This is a genomic window from Sebaldella termitidis ATCC 33386 (assembly GCF_000024405.1).
GTDB lineage: Bacteria > Fusobacteriota > Fusobacteriia > Fusobacteriales > Leptotrichiaceae > Sebaldella > Sebaldella termitidis.
Genome location: NC_013517.1, coordinates 3,452,603 through 3,475,219, shown reverse-complemented (window position 1 = coordinate 3,475,219; position 22,617 = coordinate 3,452,603). Strand labels below are relative to the sequence as shown.

Annotated in this window: 14 protein-coding genes and 3 tRNA genes; 15 read left to right on the top strand and 2 right to left on the bottom strand. The window is 32.6% G+C overall.

The window, feature by feature from the left end:
* Positions 1-16: 16 nt before the first annotated feature.
* Entirely contained in the window at positions 17-1,276 is a 1,260-nt protein-coding gene (locus tag STERM_RS16290; RefSeq protein ID WP_012862722.1) for an anthranilate synthase component I family protein, read from the bottom strand.
* A 544-nt stretch (positions 1,277-1,820) separates the two neighbouring features.
* On the opposite strand from STERM_RS16290, the gene STERM_RS21405 reads away from it, so the two are divergent.
* From STERM_RS21405 to STERM_RS16220, 14 genes are all read left to right on the top strand, one after another.
* Positions 1,821-2,426, top strand: coding sequence for a TetR/AcrR family transcriptional regulator (locus STERM_RS21405; RefSeq protein WP_012862721.1), 606 nt, complete (start codon positions 1,821-1,823; stop codon positions 2,424-2,426).
* Positions 2,423-3,679, top strand: a complete 1,257-nt coding sequence (locus tag STERM_RS16280; RefSeq protein WP_012862720.1) for a TolC family protein — start codon at positions 2,423-2,425, stop codon at positions 3,677-3,679. Before STERM_RS21405 ends, STERM_RS16280 begins: the two co-directional genes overlap by 4 nt.
* 14 nt (positions 3,680-3,693) lie before the next feature.
* Positions 3,694-4,704, top strand: coding sequence for an efflux RND transporter periplasmic adaptor subunit (locus tag STERM_RS16275; protein ID WP_012862719.1), 1,011 nt, complete (start codon positions 3,694-3,696; stop codon positions 4,702-4,704).
* Between the two features lie 39 nt (positions 4,705-4,743).
* Positions 4,744-7,764 carry an efflux RND transporter permease subunit gene (locus tag STERM_RS16270; RefSeq protein ID WP_012862718.1) on the top strand — a complete coding sequence of 1,007 codons (3,021 nt, stop codon included), beginning with the start codon at positions 4,744-4,746 and terminating at the stop codon, positions 7,762-7,764.
* A 16-nt stretch (positions 7,765-7,780) separates the two neighbouring features.
* Positions 7,781-8,077, top strand: a complete 297-nt coding sequence (locus STERM_RS16265; protein WP_012862717.1) for a PG0541 family transporter-associated protein — start codon at positions 7,781-7,783, stop codon at positions 8,075-8,077.
* An 84-nt stretch (positions 8,078-8,161) separates the two neighbouring features.
* A tRNA-Leu gene (locus STERM_RS16260) sits at positions 8,162-8,249 on the top strand.
* 23 nt (positions 8,250-8,272) lie between these two features.
* Positions 8,273-8,349 (top strand) — tRNA-Met (locus STERM_RS16255).
* 5 nt (positions 8,350-8,354) lie between these two features.
* Positions 8,355-8,431 (top strand) — tRNA-Met (locus STERM_RS16250).
* Between the two features lie 239 nt (positions 8,432-8,670).
* Positions 8,671-9,009, top strand: a complete 339-nt coding sequence (locus tag STERM_RS16245; RefSeq protein ID WP_081439654.1) for a phage holin family protein — start codon at positions 8,671-8,673, stop codon at positions 9,007-9,009.
* Positions 9,010-9,075: 66 nt separating this feature from the next.
* Entirely contained in the window at positions 9,076-9,465 is a 390-nt protein-coding gene (locus STERM_RS16240; protein WP_012862716.1) for an SEL1-like repeat protein, read from the top strand.
* A gap of 639 nt (positions 9,466-10,104) precedes the next feature.
* Positions 10,105-18,303: a hemagglutinin repeat-containing protein gene (locus STERM_RS16235; RefSeq protein ID WP_012862714.1), complete on the top strand. Its 8,199-nt coding sequence runs from the start codon at positions 10,105-10,107 to the stop codon at positions 18,301-18,303.
* A gap of 9 nt (positions 18,304-18,312) precedes the next feature.
* Entirely contained in the window at positions 18,313-18,510 is a 198-nt protein-coding gene (locus STERM_RS16230; RefSeq protein WP_012862713.1) for a DUF4926 domain-containing protein, read from the top strand.
* A gap of 1,299 nt (positions 18,511-19,809) precedes the next feature.
* A complete protein-coding gene (locus STERM_RS16225; protein WP_012862712.1) occupies positions 19,810-20,223 on the top strand; it encodes a DUF1801 domain-containing protein in 414 nt (137 codons plus the stop codon).
* Between the two features lie 584 nt (positions 20,224-20,807).
* On the top strand, positions 20,808-20,987 hold the full coding sequence (locus STERM_RS16220; protein ID WP_012862711.1) for a hypothetical protein: 180 nt from the start codon (positions 20,808-20,810) through the stop codon (positions 20,985-20,987).
* Positions 20,988-21,039: 52 nt separating this feature from the next.
* Here STERM_RS16220 and STERM_RS16215 read toward each other — a convergent pair whose 3' ends face one another.
* Positions 21,040-21,645, bottom strand: coding sequence for a helix-turn-helix domain-containing protein (locus tag STERM_RS16215; RefSeq protein WP_012862710.1), 606 nt, complete (start codon positions 21,643-21,645; stop codon positions 21,040-21,042).
* A gap of 311 nt (positions 21,646-21,956) precedes the next feature.
* Between STERM_RS16215 and STERM_RS16210 the strand changes: the two genes are divergently transcribed.
* Positions 21,957-22,400 carry a hypothetical protein gene (locus STERM_RS16210; RefSeq protein WP_147289492.1) on the top strand — a complete coding sequence of 148 codons (444 nt, stop codon included), beginning with the start codon at positions 21,957-21,959 and terminating at the stop codon, positions 22,398-22,400.
* Positions 22,401-22,617: the final 217 nt, after the last annotated feature.

Sequence of the window (22,617 nt, the reverse complement as noted above, 5' to 3'; positions counted from 1 at the left end):
AAATTAGTATGCATTTTTATTTACAATCAGTCAGTATACCTGTGAGCGACTTTCTTTTATGCAGTATTTCAAGATATTCCTTTTCCGGATCTGAATCATATACGATTCCGGCTCCTGACTGTATATAGTATTTTTTATCTTTATAAAATGCTGTTCTTATAATAATGGCGATCTGTGAATTCCCGTTATAATGAAGAAAGCCTATTCCGCCGCCGTAGATATTTCTCTTATGGAGTTCAAGCTCTGCAATTATTTCCATTGCTCTGATTTTCGGGGCTCCGCTCAAGGTTCCCGCTGGAAAAGCAGTAGAAATAACGTCAAAAATATCTGTTCCGTCAGCAAGCTCTCCGTAAACGTCGCTTACAATGTGCATAACATGCTGGAAGTATTCTACATGCATAGGATTCTTTACTTTCACACTGCCGGGGCTGCTGAACTTTCCTATGTCATTTCGTGCAAGATCTATAAGCATTCTGTGTTCTGCCAGCTCTTTATCATCATTTAAAAGTTCACGGGCTAATATTTTGTCTTCCTCCGGGTCACGGCCTCTGGGTCTTGTTCCTGCAATGGGAGCTATGAAAATCTGTTTGTCCTCTATTTTCAAAAGTATTTCCGGACTTGAGCCTATGACTGTTCCGTATGGTGTGGGGAAATAAAACATATACGGCGAAGGATTTTTTTCTGTAAGTTCCATATAGAAATCATAAGGATCATAGTCTGATTCGATTATTATCTGAGAACTCAGCACAATTTGGAAAATATCGCCTTTTTTTATATATTCCTTGGCTTCATTAACATTCTTCAGAAAAATATTTTTTTTCTCGGATTCATTACTGAGAATTTTGAAGCTTTTATTATTTTCGGACTTTTCGGCAGACGCCACATCTTTCAGTTGTAAAAGTAAATCTGAATATTTTTCTGTATCTCCAAAAAAGCTGAATTCAGAATTTTTTTTGTCAAAATGAAGATAGGCTCCGGCATCGGAAAATATAAATTCAGGATAGTCATATTCCGCTTTTTCTTTTCTGTTTATCTTTTCAAAATAATGGATAGTCTCGTATGAGAATACTCCGAACAATCCGGAAAATTCTGCAATGCTTTTTCTTGATTTTACCAATTCACGCAGATCTGAATAGGTATATGTGTCAGAATCAAAATAGACAACATCAATTCCTATTATTATCTGTCTGTTATCTTCGGCAAGATAGCTGTTAGGAAAAACTTTCTTTATATATTTGAAGCAGTCAGCAGCTTCACACTTTGGTTTTATGATCATAATCGGCCTCCGGATTTGTAAAATAAAAAGAGTCTCCCGCAAATATAAGGAAACTCTTTGTAAAAAAAGAGATATCACCAGATTTGATAATATCTCTTTAATATAAATATAAAAGAATCACAAAAATTATTTGGTAAGGGCAGAAAAAATATTAAATTGTAAAATATTATTCCACCAGCTCCAAAAATTTCTTTTCATAATTCTCTCCTTTGTTTTTATTGTTTTTTATTTCCTAGATTCTATAATATTAATGCCTTGAAGTCAAATATCAATTATAGATAGAAAAAATATATGTTATATATTATTATAGGTTTTAAAAATATAAAACTAGAATGAATTAGTATAATAAAGCTTTGGACAGTATTGTATGAAGCGGTCATTCTAGTAAAATTTTTACATGAGTGTTTCCGAGGTATAGCTGGAAAGACTTTGGGAAGAATCTCTGCCAGAGTGCAAAAATATTAATTTTTTTATTGACAATAAAGTCAAGATAAGATAGAATTGACTAACAGGTCATGGAAAAATTTAGGAGGTTTGTCAAATAATGAAGGAAGACAAAAAAAAGAAAATCTTGGAAAAGGCAATCGAGCTGTTTGGTGAAGCTGGATATTTGAAAACAACAGTAGAGGAGATTACCAATTCCTTGAGTATATCTAAGGGGAGTTTTTACACATATTTTGACAGTAAAGAGTCTTTATTGCTGGGGATACTAAACTATTTATTTGAACAGCATTGTATAATACTGGATAAAACGGCAGAAGAAACTAAGGATTTGGATGCTGAAAGTACCCTGAGGCTCTATCTGAAAACCTCAATAGAGAAAACCATGGTTAATAAAAATGTGACTGCTCTAATTCAACAGGTCATATTTAATGACTTTTTCAAAGTAGACGAAATAAAAAGAAAGCTTCCGAGTTTCAAAGAAGTGGATGTAAAGTTTGTCAGAGAAAATATATTCGAAAAGCTGGGTGAGAATCAAAGGTATTTTAACAAAACCCTGGTAATAGAATATACAATCTCGTCTATACATACATTTATAATGATAAATCTGAAAGAGAGAGAAGCTGAATTTATAGAGCAAAACAAAGAAGGAATTATTGAAGATCTGACGACTTTGATATTACACGGAATACAAAAGGAGGAAATATGAAAAAGTTAGCGGTGTATCTTACCCTGTGCTTAAGTGCTCTGGCAGCAGAAAAAATCACTATTCAGGAAGCAGCTGAAATGGCTTTGAAAAATAACAGAGACATTAAAATAGAGATGAAAAACCTTGAAAACAGCGATTTGGATGTTAGAAAATCATGGAAAGACTCATTTTTTAAAGTGAATTTCATATCCAATGAGATGTTTTTTACTGCTGAAGGATCTAATGCACAAGTCCCTGATGGTAAGCACGGTCAGGCAATCAGTCTGGAGCAGCCGATATTTCAGGGAGGTAAAATTGCAGCGGGTATAAAAACAGCTAAAACAGCTAAAAATTTATCCATGTATCAATTGGAGAAAAGTAAGAAGGACACAGTCCTGAATGTGATAGATATGTATATAGAGGTTCTGAATTATGAAAACAAGACAGAAGTTCTTCAAAGCTCAGAAAAATCACTGAATGAAAACTTAAGAATAATAAAAGAGAAATATAATGTGCGTCTGGCTACAAGACCTGATCTTCTTGAAGCAGAAAGATCAGTTTTGGAAGTAAAGGCACAGATTCTGGATAATCAGAATCAGGTAAATATAGCAAAGGATAATCTGATAAAAGCTCTGGGAATGAGGGTAGGAAGTGATATTGAGGTAGTTCCATTTACTGTAGCGGATAAGTTCAGCAGCAAGATCAATTATACAGAAGATATCATAAGACTGGAAGATGAAAATTCAGAATATAAAATTTCAGAATTACAGTCTGAAATATCAAAAATTAATATCGACAGTGCGAAGTCAATTTATTATCCGACAATAAATGCAAGTGTATCTTATGGAACAGATTCACAGCCGGAATTTTCAGACAGTTTTAAGGGAGAAAATTCTTTTATGACTTTTGGTGTTACATTTAAATGGCAGTTATTCGACTGGGGAAGTGCCAAGGATGATGTAAAGAAAGCAAAAAATAACCTTGAAATAAGTAAGCTCAAGCAGACCAATGTACTGGAAGATGTAAGGACTGCATTAAAATCAACATATATGGACATTGTTCACAGCGAAAAGGTTCTGGAAACTAAACAAAAGGCAGTAGAAACAGCGGCAGAGGTATATAAACTTGAAACAGAGAGATATCAGTATAATCTGATAACATTAAGAGATCTCCTGAATGCTGAGGTAAAGCTGAGAGAAAGCAAAATAGACTATATATCAACACGTCTAAACTACTATTATTTGATATCTAAATATGAATCTATGTTTAACTAAAATTAGGAGGGAAAATGAAAAAGATTTGTTATTTACTGATAGTTCTTGTTTTTATATTTTCATGTAAGAAGAAAGAAGAAGCAGTAGAATTAGCCCTGCCTGTAAAGGTAGCAGATTTAAAAAATGAAACACTGGAATTGACTTATTCGGGAAATGCTGAAATAAAACCGGTGGATGAAGTGCCATACACGGCTTCATCAAGCGGAACGTTAAAAATTATAAATTTCAAAAACGGAGACTATGTGCAGAAAGGTCAGCTGATACTGGCAATAGATGATCAGCAGACAAGATCAAGCCAGATGTCGGCTTCGTCTGAATACAGCATAGCCAAAGTAGAGTATGATAAAATGAGAACACTTTATGAAAAAAGACTGGTAACAGAAACAGATTACTTTGCGGCTAAGAGCAGATTTGATTCAGCGGCAGCTAATCTCGCAGCTACGAATGACAGCGTAAACAGAACGATCATCAGAGCAGATGTAAGCGGTGTTATTTCCGGGCTGAATCTGAAGCAGTATCAGGAAATCAGAGTAGGAGATACATTATTTACTCTTGTAAGCGAAGATACCATGGAACTGGAAATCGGTGTTCCTGCAAACACAATAAGCATGATACATATAGGAAGTGCAGTTAAAGTAAAAGTAAGTGAAATAAATAAAGAGGTAGAAGCTTTCGTAAGTGAAGTGAGTCCTGCGGCGGATCCTGTTACAAGACAGTTTCTAATCAAAGTACGTATTCCTAATCCCGACCGTGAACTTAAAAAAGGTATGTACGGTGTGGCAAGTGTAGATTTAGGTTCTACGCAAGGCTTGGTGGTTCCGCAGACATCAATAGTAATAAAAGGAATAAGCAAGGTAATATTTATTAATGATAACGGAGTAGCAAAACAGGTTAAGGTAAACATAACAAACCAAAATGATCAAAGCGCAGTTGTAGAAGGCGAAGGACTAACAACAGGAGTACAATATCTGATAGAAGGACAAACTACTATAGAAAACGGCGAAAAGATAAGAGTAGTACAGTAGTCAGAATAATAAATTTTGAGATAGTTAAGAGGTGAAATAATGACAGCAGCAGAATTTGCTCTAAAGAGGAAAGTTACGACTATTGTAATAATAATTGTTATGTTCTTTTTGGGACTTGTTTCGATGATGAATATGAAACAGGAGTTATTACCGAACTTTGATATACCGGTAGTTGTGGCATCGGTTACATGGAACGGAGCTTCTCCGGAAGATGTGGACAGTCAGATCACAAGACAGGTTGAAGATGCGGTACTAAACGTAGATGGTATTAAAAAGGTAATGACAAACTCACAACTGGGAGTATCAACAGTAGTAGTACAATTCGAGTATGGTGAAGATACAGATATTAAACAGACACAGATACAGGCAGAAGTAGATAAAATAAAAAAGGATCTGCCGAGTGATTCAGATTCTCCTATTGTAGGGACATATGAAATAGCAAGTGGTAATTTAGTATTACTGGTAAACTTTTCAGGAAGTGATGCGGTAGAGATAACTACATTCGCATCGAACATGCTGGAACAGAGATTAAAAAGAATAAAAGGGGTAGGAGCGGTAGATACCCTCGGGGGACTGACAAGAGAGATAAGGGTAGAAGTAGATCCTTATAAACTTGAAGCTTTCGGGCTGACTCCCGTAGAGCTGTACAGCCTTATCCAAAGTTCAAATACAATAATTCCTTCCGGATTCGTAAAAGAAGGAGGAAAAGAATTTCTTTTAAGAGTTCTCGGAGAAATTAAAACACTGGATCAGGTGGAAAATATACTTATCCGAAATAACAGCGGACAGACTCTGAAGCTTAAAGATGTATCAAAAGTATCGTATACTACAAAAGACAGAGATACATACTCAAAGCTTGACGGAACAGATGCGGTAAGTATTGCCATAAGTAAAACCAGTGATGGTAACCTTGTGGAAATAAGCGATAAGATAAAAGAGCAGCTGAAAGAGCTGGAACCATATTTCCCGTCAGGTTCAAAATATGAAATAATATATGATGGAAGCCAAAATATAAAAGATTCCATAGCAAACGTTAGAGATACGGCAGTAGGAGCTCTTGTGCTTGCAGTAATAGTGCTTTTAGTATTCCTTAAGGATATAAGAGCAACACTGGTAGTAGCACTGGCAGTTCCGATATCGATAGTATTTACATTCTTCCTGCTAACTACACAGGGTGTATCACTGAATCTGGTTTCACTAATGGGACTGTCATTAGGGGTAGGATCTCTGGTCGATAACTCCGTCGTGGTCCTGGATAATATATTCAGGCATATGACAGAAGAACGGGAACCGATAGACGCAGCGGCAATTAACGGTACAAACGAAGTAGGACTGGCACTGGTAGCTTCCACAGCGACTTCGGTCTGTGTATTCTTTCCTATTCTGCTTCAGCAGGGTGCGGCAAGAATGGTATTTAAGGATTTATCATTGTCAATTATGTTTGCGCACAGTACATCAATAGTAGTAGCATTATTATTCGTTCCTCTGGCGTCAAAATTCTTTCTGGATGCAAAAAGAGTAAAACCGGAAGGAAAATTCTTTACAAGAATGAAAGAGGGATACTATAAATTTATAGGTAAAGCTCTGGATAATAAGGCTGTAGTAATAATATCAGTGTTAATAATGTTTGTACTGGCTATTTTTGGATTAAGATTCGTAAAGATGGTATTCTTTCCACAGGTAGACAATAAAGAATATGCAGTAGTTGCCGAATTATCTTCGGGACTTGACCTGACAAAATCTTATGAGGTAACAAAGCAAATAGAGAATGTAGTGTCCAAAGAGGAGACAACAGGAGTTTACTCAGCGGTTGTAGATAAAGGCTATGCAATAGTAAACGTAAAAATAAAAGATAAAACTAAAGAGAGTACATTCAAAGTAATGGACAGAATAAGAGATCAACTTCAGGATATACCGGATATAAAACTAAATCTGTCTCCAAACTTCAGTACAAGTACACCGAACAGAGATTTTGAATTCCTTGTGCAAGGGGATAATATAGATGAATTAGACAGAATTTCCAAAGGAATAATAGCAAAAATGCAGGCTACAGGCTGGCTTAAGGATATAAAATCTTCATATGAAGGCGGAAATCCACAGGCAAGAGTAATTATAGACAGGGAAAAAGCAGCAACATACGGAATTTCTGTCTCAGATGTAGCGACATTATTAAATATGTCTGTCCTTGGTATAGATCCGATAAATATCAGGGAAGGAAATGATGAAATAGATGTAACAATCCAGCTGGAGGAACAGTTCAGAGATACTAACGATAAGATACTGGATTTAAGCATGAAATCAAGTAACGGTTCATTCGTAAGATTAAGAGATTTTGCGCATGTAGAGGAAGTAGAAGGACCTTCGGCGATAGAAAAGCAAGACGGACTTCAGCAGATAAAAGTAGGAGCAAATATAGGTACAAGAGGATTGAACGAAGCTCTTGAAATAGTACAGCAGGCATTTAAAGATGAAAATCCGGCAAGCGGATATCAGATAGGTCTTTCTGGAGATGCAGACAGCCAGCAGGAAATGGGTGGAGAATTAGCGCAATCATTGCTGCTTTCGATATTCCTGATGTACTTCATAATGGCTGCACAGCTTGAGTCATTCTCACTGCCTCTAATACTTCTGGGAACACTGCCGTTATCACTGATAGGGGTAACACTGGGGCTTCTGATAACAAATACACCGATAAGTATGTTCGTACTCGTAGGACTTATCATGCTTGCGGGAATGGTTGTTAATAACGCGATAGTCTTACTGGATTTTATCGGTCTTCTGCGGAGCCGGGGCGTAGAGCTCAGACAGGCAATTATGGATTCGGGTAGATCGAGATTAAGACCGATACTTATGACTACACTGACAACAGTATTAGGATGGGTACCACTGGCTCTGGGAATAGGAACAGGGGCAGGATATTATCAGGGAATGTCAATTGCGGTAATATTCGGACTGTCAAGTTCGACATTGCTGACACTTGTATTCATACCTGTAGTTTACTCAATAGTAGAAGAAAGAAAACTGAAAGCTCAGGAAAAAAAGAAATATCAAGATGATTAATAAAGGAGGAAAGGGAATGAAGGAAGTAAAAATATTATTTGCCTCGTACCTTTTAGATACAGTAGTGTCAGAGATTAAAGAATCCGGGGTAGAAAGGTATTTGATATTATCTAAGATTACCGGTCAGTGGAGAAAAGATCTGAAGCATTTTGATAATCACGTTTGGCCCGGAACTGACAGTATGCTTCTTCTGATAGTAGAGGATGAACAGGCTCAGGAAATAGTGGATGTAGTAAGGAAAATAAAAGATGATCTGAGTGACAGAATAGCCTTAGCAGTAATAGTAACACCTATTGATGCGGTCGTATTCTAGTAGAAATATTGTAAAATAAAGAAAAAATAAAAAAAAGTGTTGACAAACAGCGAAAGACAGTGTATAATTTCTTTTGTTGTTTAAGCCTTGGTGGCGAAATAGGTAGACGCACAGGACTTAAAATCCTGTGGTGATTATCACCGTGCCGGTTCAAGTCCGGCCCGAGGCACCACTTTAATAAATAACAATGGTTGACGCGGAGTAGAGCAGTCTGGTAGCTCGTCGGGCTCATAACCCGAAGGTCGTTGGTTCAAATCCAGCCTCCGCAACCAAATAAGCCTAGATAGCTCAGCTGGCTAGAGCATGCGGTTCATACCCGCAGGGTCGGAGGTTCGAGTCCTCTTCTAGGCACCAGAATTATCTCCGATTACGGAGTGAAAAAAGTAGTCGGTTTATCATAAATTAAGAATTATATCAACCTTAATTGGACTAATAGAAGTTAGTTCAATTTTTTTTATTAATATTTTAAATAACTTCTGCATGTCCTTTCTGTCCATATCCTCCATATTATTCAAAACCTTCTTCAGTGTTTCGAATACTTCGCTTTCATTTTTAGTATTTAAATTGGCTAATAACTTCTTTTGTAATTCTAGATCATTAATAAGGAACTTTTATGTTTAATAGTCCTTAATTTTGCAACAGGACTGATAAAGGTGTGGCATAATGGAGAAGTGAGCAGCAATAAAAGCAGAAAAGATTTATTGAGGAAAGCAATGTTTTTATCAATGATATTGATAGAACACTGGCTGGATAAAATAAATCTGATACCGGACAATAGCATGAGTTTTAGAATGTTGGTGTTAGTATTTATAATAGCAAATGAAGGAATATCAATATTAGGAAATATATCAGAAATGGGAGTACCGATACCTGGATTTTTAAAGAAGGTATTTGAAAGATTGAATAAAAAAGAAGAAGTTGAACCTGATTAATTTCAGCTTTTTTTAGATTTAAATTCATGATATACTTGTTATGAATAAATCGAAAGGATATATAATATGAAGAAATTTAAGTTTATAAAATTTATATTTTTAGGATTATTTATTTTATTTGTAGTCTGGTTTTTAATTAAATTTGGTTACCCTTCTTATCATTCTGCAAAAGGAACAGAGTTTTTGAAAAAAGGAGAAATTGAAAAAGCGGAAATATCATTCAAAAAATCTGCAGATTTAGGAAGTTCGGTTGGAATGTATAAATTAGCTCAATTATATGAATATACCCAAAATATTGTTTTAGCTAAAAAATACTATAAATTAGCTGCTGAAAATGGTGAAGGTCGTTCTTATTGCGGGTTAGCCAGAATATATAAGCAAGAAGGAAATATTAAAGAATATGAGACGGCAGAACAAATGAATCGATTTCTAAATAAAGGGTGTATTCAAGAATAATAAAAAAATATTATGATAAGTTATAAAAAAAGCTACGTTCGAAGGATTTTATGGCTGGATTTGAAGGGAAATACAGTGATAGGGTGAATTAGTAGGGAAATATAAAAATGTAAAAATATCAACAGAAGATTTCTATAAGGAAACAGGCGTAAGCATAGAACAAATAGTAAATAATTTTGGAGATTGGGATAATTTTTGTGAAATAGCAAAACCACTAAAAAGAGAAATATAAATAAATATAGGTAGTATATAAAAATACTATCTTTTTTTATTACAAAAAGATTAGATACTTGTTGTCAAAATAGTAAAAAATAATTGACAATAATAAATATATTATTGTATAATTAATTTTGACTAAGATAAAACAAAGAATGGAAATATTGAAATTAGCAAATAGAAGAAATATTAATAGTAACATATTAGGGTAATACTAATAACAATTACTAAGTATCTTGTTTATTTGCTATTTTCTTTTTTAAAGGAGAAAAAAATGAAGAGGAAAATAATAGCAGTTTTTTTATTGGGGAATATTGTATTTTCAGCAGGAGTGGGAGATATAATAGAAAGAAACAATACAGTAATAGAATTAATAATTATGTGATATTTGGAATAAAATTTTAATAAAAAGGTGAGGAGATTATGAAGAGAGGAAAAAGGTATAACATTGTAAAAAGAAATGTAGTAGTAGGGCTACTGCTTGGAATGCTGAACAGCATGTTGTTTGCAGATATAAAGGTAGATAAAAATGTACCACAGAAAACAAGTGTAGACAGAGCACAAAATGGTGCTAACATCATTAATATTAATACTCCTAATAATAAAGGAATTAGTGTTAATGATTTTAGTGAGTTCAGAACAAAAGATCCTACAGTATTTAATAACTTTGGTCAGGGAGTAGGAAGAAGTTATCTTGCAGGAATGATGGCAGCTAATCCTAACCTAACGAAGGAACAGGCAGCAAGATTAATATTAAACAGAGTAGGCGGAAATAACAGAGTAGAAATAGAAAACTGGTTAGAAGTGATGTCGGAAAACAAAACTGATATAATTTTTTCGTCACAGAATGGTTTCTATTTAAATAATACGGGTTTCATAAATTTTGATAAAGTAATATTTACAACATCAAGAGTAGACTTAGACGGAAACGGAGATCTTCTTCCTTTCAATATAAGAGGTGGAAAGATAGAGATTGGTCGTGAAGGAATAAATGCAGAAGGTGTAAGATATTTAGCACTGTTATCAAGACAGATGTATATAGATGGTCAGATATATGCAAAGGATGCAGATATAGACCTGACAGCAGGAGACTTTGACTATAATCCTCATACTAGAGATTATACAAAACAGGGGGTAAGTAATAATGAGCTTTTGATATCTTCATCAGCATTCGGTTCAATCTATGGAAATCAGATAAAGATAGTAGGAGTAAATGGAAATATTGGAGTTGCAGGCGACGTCATTTCAGAACGTGTGTTGAAAATCAATGCTGACGGAACAATTGTCACAAATAAAACACAGGCTAAAGAAGCCATGGAAATAAAGGCAAAAGAATTTGTTCAGGAAGGTTCGGTATATACAGAGGGGAAATTAACAATAGAAGCAGATAAAACTACATTAAAAGGTATAGGAACTCAGGTATCAGAGATAGAAATAAGCGGTAATCTGGATAATAATAGTAATCTTTATTCAACAGGTAATGTAACTGTAGGAAAAGATGTAAAGAATAAAGGGCAGATAATATCAGAAAATGGTTTAGACATAAAAGGGAGTCTTGATTCAGATAATTTAGTATATGGAAAAAATGAAATAAGAGTTGGGAAAAGTCTGGTTAATAGATCTGATATACAAAGTGAAGGGAATATAACTGTTTCAGAAGATACAATAAATACAGGAAGAATACTTTCTGATAAAGAACTTAATATAAAAGGGAATACAGTTAATCAGGGAACTTTATACGGAAAAGACAATGTAAAAATAGAAAAAAATCTCAATAATACAGGAAGTGTTCAGACTACAGGAGAATTAAGAGCTAAAGATACAGCGAATACAGGAAAACTTACAGTAGAAGGAAATATAAGCACAGATAATTTAGATAATAACGGAGAAATAATAACAAATAAAAAACTTGTCACAAAAAACCTTGAAAATAAAAGTACAGGAAAGATAACAACAGGAGAAGGAATAGATACAGCAGGAAATGCAGCAAACCACGGACAAATAAATACAAACGGCAGTTTTATAATATTTTCAAACCTTGAAAACTATAATGTAATTAATGTAGGAGGATTAGTAAGTACAAAAGATTTAACAAATACAGGTACATTAAAGGTATCAGATAAAATAGTATCAAAAGGGTTTAGTTTTACAAATACAGGAGAAATAGTAACAGTAAATTTAGATGTAGACAGTACAAATATCATGAATACAAATAAGATAACAGTCGTAGAGACATCTAAACTAAAAGGAAGCAGTAATGTAAATAATCAGGGGATAATAGCTTCAAAGAATATAGAAATAACAACACCGGTATTAATAAACAGCGGTCAGATATTAGCAGAAGAAGTGATAACAGCTAATAATACGAGTTTAACTAATACAGGAAAGCTGGCATCAAATGGCAGTATAAACTTAAATAATACATCAATAGTAAATAGAAGTTCAATAGAATCAACAATAGTAAATTTACAAAATGTATTTTCTTATGATAATAATACTGGGATAATAAGAGGAAATAATATAACATTAACATCTTCAGGGAATTTACTTCTTGAAGGAAAAATACAGGGAATAAATAACTTATTAATATCTGGAGTGGACATAACAAATAACGGAAATACAATAAGTTCAGGGTTATTAAGATTATCAGGAAGAGATATAACGAATAACTTAACAATATCAGCAAGTAATGTGGAATTACTGGCAACAGGAAATATATTAAATAATTCCATGATAGAGGGAGAAAGAGGAAAATTATCAGGAAATAATATAACAAACAAGGATTTGATAGTATTTCTTGATAAGCTTGATATAGAAGGAACAAAGTTTGTAAATAAAGATGCATCAGTATACAGTGATAATGAATTGAATATATCCACAGGTGATGTAGATAATACAGGCGGGGAGATAGTAGGGCAGAGTACCCTTAATATAACAGGCTTTAATTTACTGGATAATACAAAGGGGATAATAGACAGCAGAGGAAATATACTGTTAAGCGGGAATAAGCTTTTAAACAGCGGAGAAGTATCAGGACAATACAGACTTTACTGGGAAACATGGGACGGTCGTATAATATATGATGATGTATGGAGAAACTTAGATGATACTTATACACTGACAGGAAACAGTAGTTTGATAACTAGACTGAATGAATGGATATTTTCAGAAGGCAGATCAAATATGCAGGGTTGGGGAATAAATCCTAAAGATGAACTTGATGACATAAATAATGATTTAGACTATAAGCTTTATTACGGGAATCTGACAAGCAGCCAGCTTAATCCTACAAAAAATTATATGACACAGGTACTAACAGGATATATAGATACAAGCAGACTTGTAACAGAGGGCGGAAGAATATTGTCAGGAGGAAATCTGACACTTGATGTAATAGAACTGGAAAATGTGAATTCAAAAATAAGTTCAGGAGGTACATTAAGAATAACAGATAAGGTTCAGACAATAAAAAATGAAACAACAGCTTCCACAATAAAAGTTTATGACGGTGAAGAACAGGTAAAAACATGGGAATTACACTGGACAGCAGGAAATGGAGATACAAGAACAGGAGCAGCACTGGGAGTAAGAAGAGATTTAAAAACAGCAGGAAGAGATGTAAATATAGCGGACAGTGTATCAGTAATAGAAGGAAATAATGTGATAATAGAGGGGAGCCCTGTAATAAGTAACGGATATGTTATTCAATCAGGAGCAGTAGTAGACCCAAGTACAATAACATCAAAAGATGTAGATGTAGATCTATATTACGATCCTGTAACAGTACATGTGGACAGAACAGCAGTAATAGATATAATAACAACAGGGACAATACCATTTAATCCAGGAGTATTTAACAGTTCTGTAAGTAAGTTATTTTCGGAGAATAAAGATCCTTCATCAAAGTACTTAATGGAAACAAGATCACAATATATAGATTTATCAAGATTTTATGGAAGTGATTATTTCTTAAGCAGAATAGGATATAATGAATCAAATGACTGGAATAATGCAAGAAGATTAGGGGATGCATATTATGAAACTAAATATATGAATAATCTTCTTTTGGAAACACTGGGAACAAGATTTATAAATGGAAAAGCAGATACAGAATTAATGAAAGAAATGCTTGATAATGCAGTGGCAACAAGCGGGGATTTGCAGTTAACAATAGGAATAGCTTTAACAGGAGATCAGATAGCAGCATTGAAGAGTGATATAATCTGGTATGTGGAACAGGAAGTAAACGGGGAAAAGGTATTAGTACCACAGGTATATTTAAGTCAGGCAACATTGGAGAATATAAAGAGTCCTACAACAACAATATCAGCACAGGAAACACTTGCAATAAACAGCAGCAGTCTTGTAAATCAGGGCAGACTTGAAGGAAATACAGTATATGTAAATACAGATAATCTGATAAATAAGAGTGTGGGAGCATTAACAGCAGAGATAACAGGAACAAATATACAGATAGATGCAAAAAATGATATACTGAATATAGGAGCTGTGATAGCAGCTAAGGAAAATGTTGTATTAACAGCAGGGGGAACAATAAGCAATATAACAACTGGGGTACAGGTAATAGAACATGATAGATTAAGAGGGGAAGAAAGAAGTTATACAGCAGATAATATACAGAATGTAGGAGTGATAAGCTCAGGAGATACAACATATATCAGTGGAGAAAACTATGTATCGAGGGGAGCGGTAACACAGTCAGAGGGAACAACGTATATAGAAGCAGAGAAAGATATTTCAATAAATACAATAAATCTGAGAGAATCAGAAAGAGAAGGCATAAAGAACGGTTATCAATATACAGAAGTAAATCAGAAATTAGGTTCGGAAGTAACAGGGCTTGATAATGTAATAATGAATGCCGGGAATGATATAAATATAAAGGGAAGTACAGTAGCATCAGACGGGACGGTACAGTTAACAGCAGAAAATAACATAAATATATCAAATGATAAGAATACAATGTATCATGAGGAAAAGGAAGAGAAGAAGGGGACATTTTCAAGCTATTACAGATATGAGACAGATTATAGGGAAAGTGCAGTAGGAAGTACATTAATAGGGAATAATGTAATACTGGATGCTGGGAATGATGTAAATATAAAAGCATCAAATGTAATAGCAGTAAAAGATAGTCTTGAGAATACAGGTGGCAATATACTGGTTACAGCCGGAAATAATATACATATTACGACAGATGACATGAATAATGAATACTCCTTGACAGAAAAGAGAAGTGGATTTAGTTCAAGCTTTTCAACAGGAGGCGGTGGTATATCAGCCGGAGTAAGTTACAGCAAAAGCAGTCTGGAGAATGAAAGAAACAGCACAACAGTAGCAGTGTCAAGCTTAATGTCAGAAGGAAGTACAGTATTAGATGCAGGAAACAGAGTAAGAACAGAAGCAATGCAGGCTGATATTGGAGAGAATCTTGTAATAAGGGGAGTAAATGGGGTAGAACTTCTGGATGCCAAAGAAGTATATGAAGAAAAAGTAAAACAGAAAAGTACAAGTATTGGTTTATCAGTGAGTGTAGGTTCTACAGTAACAAGCTTCATAGATCAGGCAAATAATATGTATAATGACAAGGATAAATACGGTGCTACAAATACATCAGAACTTATAAATTCAGCAGGAGACGGTTTTACTTTATTTAGAAGCGGAGTAAGTGCTTTTAATGATGCGCAGTCTATTTACGATAAACTGGTAACTGGAATACATCCTGCAAATGCCTTGGCAGGAATAACAGCAAATGCATCATTAAGTTTTAGCCAGAGCAGTTATGAGTCAAATACAAATAGTACAACATCAGTAGCAGGAAATATAAATGTAGGAAAAAACTTTGTGATAGAATCAGATGGTGATGTAAGACTGATAAATCAAAAAGTTAATGTAGGAGAAAACTTTATTGTAGATGCTAAAAATTTTGAAGCAAGAGCAGGGGAAAATACTTACAGTAATAATACAAAGTCAAGTTCATCAGGAGGAAATATAGGGTATGACTTTGCTCAGAGAACAATGACGGGTGGAGTAAATGTATCAGGCGGAAAATCAAATACAGATTCTAAATATTATGATAATACAGTAATAAATGTTGGTGGAACATTCCAGTTAACAACAAGAGAAGATGCTTTATTTGCAGGAGCTAATGTAATAGCTGATAAAATAAATTTTGATATAGGACGAGATTTAAGCATAATATCCTTACAGGATGAATCTAAGTCAGAAGGGAAAAATTGGGGAGCAGGTTTAGGTTATAGTGAGAAAAATCCAACAACAAACCAGACAATGGTAGGGAGTGTAACAGGAAACTTAAGTTATAGCCAAAATAATGCAGAAAGTAAATGGGTAAGTGATCAGACTAGTATAATAGCAAATAATGGAGGGACTGTATCAGTAGATGGAACATTAACAAATGTAGGTTCTATAATAGGAAGTCTTAACAGTGATAGTAAATTAAGTATAGATGCAAACAAAGTTGTAGTATCCAATCTTGAAGATTATAACAGAGGAGAGAATGCAGGAGTTAATGTAGGAGGAATAGGATTAAATAATGATAATCCAATAGGGCAGACAGGAGTACAGTATGGAAGTCATGATAAAGAACAGAACAGTAATGCAACATTCGTAAACTCAGAAGTAACGGAAGCAGGAAAAAAACTTGATCTTGAGGAATTGGGAATAAATACAGACATTTCAAAAGCTCAAGTGGTAACAAAAGATGAAATAGTAGAGCAGATAGATACAAATTTACATACAGATTTATTAAATGACGGTACTAGAAAACAGTTTACAGAAGACGTAAGAAAAGCAGAACATGGAATATTAGATATAATAGATTCTGTAGGTAGAGATAATTTAAATTATGAAGAAGCCAGAACAGACAGATATGCTCAGTATTATATAGAGAAAAATCCTCAAATGATGGAGTTTATGAAAAACCCGGATAGTAAGAGCGCATCAGAAATAGAACAGATGACAAAAGATTACATAAAGTATATGACAGGAAAAGATGTTGAGGTAATAATTGTAGCAGATGGTTCAGGATCAGGTTATATAAATGGAAGTCAGTCAGGTGAAGGGAAAAAAGATGTATTTATACTAGATGTATCTCAAATAGCTTTAGGAGAAAGTGTAGCTTCAATATATGGTCATGAGCCGAATCACATTGATGATAACAGAAGAGGTAGAGAAGGACATAATGAGACAGATTCGAATTCAGCAGGTAAGAGGTTAGAAGAAATATTAGGAGACACGGTAAAAAGTAATGACTTTGATATAGAAAAGTGGCTGGATAATAGCGAGAATGTAGGAATATTAATAACAGGAAAGGATAAACTAGATAATCAATATCAAGGATATGATGTAGAGAGACTCACAGTTGACGATTTAGGTCTTGAAAGAGCAAGGAAAGAAAAGAGTAAATGTGGAAGTTTTGCATGTGAGGCATATTGGACTGAAGTAATAGGAAATATAGAAACAAGTTTAAAACGGAATACAGTAGAAAATACAAGATTAAATACGGATAAGAATAAAAAAAACAAACTAGAAAAATTAAAGGAACAAGATGAAAAATTAAAGAAACAGTATAGTTATACGGAACAGACGAAAAAAGAACAACAGGGTTATAATGAATACATAGATAGAAAAAATAAGCAAGGGGTTGCAGATTTAAAAAAAGAAGTAGAAGTAAATGGATTACCAGCCAATACAGTTATAATAGTAAGAGATGAATCAGGAAAAGAAATTAAATATAATAATTTTGATGAATATTATTACTCAAAGTCACCGGAAGAAAAAGCTGAGTTAGAGAGGCTATCAGCTATAAATAACGAATTAGCTAATAAATTGAGTAATTCCAAAACATCAGAAGAAAAAAAGAAAATAGAGAAAGAGTTAGAACAGAATCAACTAGAAATGAACAAAATAGTTTATAACAAAATGACTTATAACGAGTATTATACAGGAAAATCATTAGTGGAGTCAGCATTAAGTTATAAAGATGGAGTATTGGTAGTTGATAAGAATAAAATGTTAGGTGAAGTTGAAAAAGCAGGAAGTGCCATGGTAGCAGAAGTCGGAAGAATTGAAGGTGGAGCGTCACAACAGACAATTCAGGATATAAAGAATAAATATGGAACTTCAACAATATCAGGTGATGATCAGATACCTAAAGGAGATGCTTATAAACAATATTCAGTCAATGATGATGAGATTCCAAAAAAAATAGTTAGCAATGGGACTCCTAAGGTTGAAAATAATGTGAATAAATTAGTGAATGCTGAAAATGCAAAAATTGATCCAAGAAAATTAACAGAGTATGCTTTAAATAGTGAACATCCTGTTGGTAAAAATAAAGCAAAAGTATTTGAAAGCGTTTTAGGATATAATCAATCAAATTCAGATGATTTATTAGCACAAGTAAAACAAAAACTGCCAAGTTCAAATTCTGTTCTAGGGAAAAGTGATCAATTTGGACAAAGATACACAGTAGATATGCAAATAACAGGACCAAATGGGAATACGGCTACGGTAAGAACTGGCTGGATTATAAAACCTGATTCAACAACACCTGAAATGACAACAATTTATGTAAAATAAGGAGAAAGTATGAAGTTTAAAGAATACGATACAATAATTGTATCAAAAGACTATCCAGACTACAAAATAAAAAAGGGGGATACAGGTGTAATTGTAATGATATATACAAAGCCTAATTTAGCTTATGAAGTAGAATTTAGTGACGAAGTAGGAAGAACAATAGCCAGTTTCCCAATAAGAGAAGAAGAATTGGTAAGATATAAATAATAACTTATTGTGCTTTTTAAATAGTAAGGAAAGTAAATTTAAAGTTAATGTATTGAAATTAAATAAAATAGATAGGATAAGAAATTTTGATATATATAAGATATGAATAAGGAGCGTAAGCTCCTTATCTATTAAAAAATAAGCATCACAAAATAATCTAACAGAGTTAGATAAAAAAAAATCAAATATATATTCTGGTTGGTGGATATAAGTAATGATAAAATTCTGAGACTTTCATTTTAATATTACATTTAGGGCAAACAAAAGGATTGATACCAAATGAACATACCATGAAAAATTTGAAGAAACAGCAAACCTAAACTGGACAGAAAACAAGTAACTGTAAATAACAGCAAATAAAAAGATCAGGGAGAAACACCCTGATTTTTATATATATCATAATCTTCAAAATCTACAAAATCTCATAATCTTATCTGGCACCAAAACCAATTCAATAAAAAACTTCAAAATGAAATATAATATTATATTTTTGAATTTATATAATGGTAGCTTCAATTTATATAAAGAAAATAATATATGACTATTTAATTTCGGATATAAAATTAGTCTTTTTAAGCATAAAAAGCCTGTTTTTAGCCACAGGATATTGTTTTATACTTGATTTTGGCGTAATATTTATACATAATGTCAAAAAATAAAACTAAATATTAATATTTTTTTATTACATAATCAATTCGTATTATTATAAAAACACGAATATAAAAAAGAAATAGAGCAGCTGTAAATTCCCAAAAAGATAAATCTTAAACAAAAAACAGAATATCAGAATCAAATGAAAGGAGAGAATATGATTTGAAGAACAAAAAGAATTGCTGTATACATGTTGTATTGTATTTTTTTCATTTGCAAAACGTTTGTGGCAGTAAAAATAATAATACTATATATTCTGGCTGCGAGCTTTATGCTGGCAATCTTATTATGATGCCGTAAAAAAATACCGTAATTCTAATTAACTGAATATTGCTGTTTATTTTATCATTTAGTCACATTATCTAATAAATTTATATAACTTCTGTATTTTTATTGATTATTTTTTGTAAAATGATAGAATATTCAGCATGACTTACTAAAAATAAGCAGATCATTTACTAATATCTAAAAACATATCATAAAAATCTCAAAAATCATCCATTAGACACAAAAATTTCATATATAACGATAAAATGCTATAATATAAGAAATAGCCAAATATTCTGGTAATAATCTCAAAAAAACATTTGAATATGACAGCAACCTGTCACATTCCAAAATGTATAATGAAAAGAAAAAGGAGATAAAATGAGACCAATAAAAAATCCCGATGTTTTAACTATATATGAAAGCTATGAAGAAAAATACAGAACGCCATTACTGAAGATAAGAGAGCTGATTTACGACACAGCAGAAAAAATGTACGGATCTGAAAGCATCACAGAAGAACTAAAATGGAATCAGCCTTCATATGCAACAAAACACGGAAGTCCTGTCAGACTTGATATTTTCGATCAAAATAACATAGGAATATTCTTTAACTGCCGGACTACTCTGGTAGAGAACTTTAAAATGCAGTTTGGAGATTTATTTTCTTATTCTAAAAACAGGGCAATTATTCTGGATATTAACGAAGAAATACCGGAAAATGAATTGATGGCATGTATTGAAACAGCTTTATCATATCATAAGATAAAAAAGCATCTTAATAAACTTAACTAAACAGCATAATTTTAAATAAAATAATGAAAAACATTGCAAATTTACTAAAAAGAATGTAAAATATAAAAAGCATCAGAAAGAAAATTCCATTAAAACAGAAAAAACTGTTAAGCAGATACTCTAAATGATGAAAGTAATACCTAAAAAAACTTATAACTTGAAAATATGAAATATAAGCCGGATAGAACATAGAGATTTAAAAATATCAGGGAAAAAATAAATCTAATAATAACGAATATAATATCATGGAATCCTGATATTTTTGAGTTTTGTTTTATTCATTAACATAAAAGAGACTGTATTAAAATAAAAATTTGACGGCAAAATATTGTGAAATCCATGAAAATACAATATTTAAGAAGCCTGAATGTCAAAGAGACGTTTTAATACAGTCTCTTTTTTATTATCTTTTTTTGAATCTAAGTTTTCATATACAAATATAATGAATAACAAAATAAATACTAAGAAAAAAATATTAAAATTATACTACGAATTAATAAAGAAAGGAGGGAAAATTTTTTAATTTGATATATTACAATAACAGGTAAAAACCTTTTATATAAATTAGGAAATAGACAAAATAGATGAAGCATTCACATTTGGAAGAAGAAATAAGAGAATTGTACGACTTACTGGAAAGTATTGAAACAGGCAGTAAAGAAATATTGGAACTAAAAGAGGACGATCTGATAAGAGAACTGGAAAGAATTAAATATAAGTATTTTAAAAAAGGGTATTTAGCATGTTTGTTACATGAAAGATAGGAGATTTTACGTCTCCTGTCTGCCCTTTCACATTTTAAAAGAGTACTGATTATTACATCAGAGAAATATCTACAATGCTTTTAATTTTTCCAATTATTGAAAATGAATCTTTTTTTCTCATAAAAATAAAGTCGGTAAAAAAATCCTTGAAAGTAACAGTATCATCTAAAAAGTAGTAAAAAGCCACAGTAATTTTATCATTAATGCGAAAAAGACCGAGATCATTATTATCCGGACAGGAATCATCATATAGAAAGATCCGGTTATTGATTTTAACAGCTTTGCATTTAGTGATATCAGGCAGCTTCATAAATCTTTTCGGATAGTACGAGCTGTTATTTTCATTCAGAATTTCTATTTCATTATTATTTATCGAACTGGCTTCACTTTCAGTAATATCAAGATATTGCTTTATGTCATTTTCTTTGACATAATCAATGATCATAAGGAGCGAAACAGGGTTAACATTATACACTTTGGCAAGTTTATTCAGAATCAAAGTATTAATTCTGTGTCCTTTAGCTTCCTCAAGCCGGCTTATTGTGGAGATACCCACACCGGTAAGTTTATCAACTTCTCTAAAAGACAGATTATTTTGTATTCGGAGTTCTTTTAAAGTTTTACCAAGTTTTTTTAATTTTTCTGTCTCTATCTTCATATATGAAACACCCCTTGTAAAATAATATGATATTTTTATTATAACCTTAAAAATGAAAAAATACAAAATATTATAAAAAAATAATAAAATATTTTGGGAATAAAGTTTAATATATAAAAGTGTATGCAATATTACAACATTAAAAATTATCGTTGTAATTTTGTTTGACAAATGGCTGAGTAAGGTGTAAAATGGTAAAAAGGAGACCTTATGTAATATTAAGTATGGAATGTTGTGTAAATTTAATCTGAAAAATCTTTTATATATTAACATGTTAGTGTAACAGCTCAATAAAATCAATATATACTAGAATGGAAGTGATTACGATGACAAATGAACAAAAAGCTTTGATGGACGTAAAAAAAGATGTATTGAAGTTATGGAACAGAAAAGAAGTTTTAAGTAATGCTTTGGTAAAAAGAATGTTAGATTTAACAGCAAAAAATATAGATGGCGTAACTAAGAAATATAAGCTTGATAATCAGGAAAGTCTAAGACTTGCTGAATCAATAGAAAATTATGTATTTTCCATAATTGAGGAGAAAATTTATGAAGAGTTAGATGATATATCTACAGAAGCAATGAAAATATCGCTGGCAGAACAGTTCGGTATGAAATTATCCGAAGAAAAAGCCAAATTAAGAGAAGCTCTTTTGGGAATAAAGGAATGGCTGGAATTAATAGATGTAGATAATTGTAGGAAAATATGTACATGGATAAAAAACTTTATATTGGAACAGTTACAGCCCAATTAAAAATACAGCAGGAGAAACACGAAGGAGTAAATACTGAAGAATATATGAAGGAGAGAAATTTCAGATTGTATAGTCATGGAATTACAGTAAATTGAAAAATTAAAAAACGTGGAATTCAAGGTTTTGGTCCGTTTTTAAATAATTTAATAAAGGTGTACAGAAAATTTCGGGAAACCGGCAGATCAAAAGAGGTCAGCAACAAAAAGCCTCTTTTTTT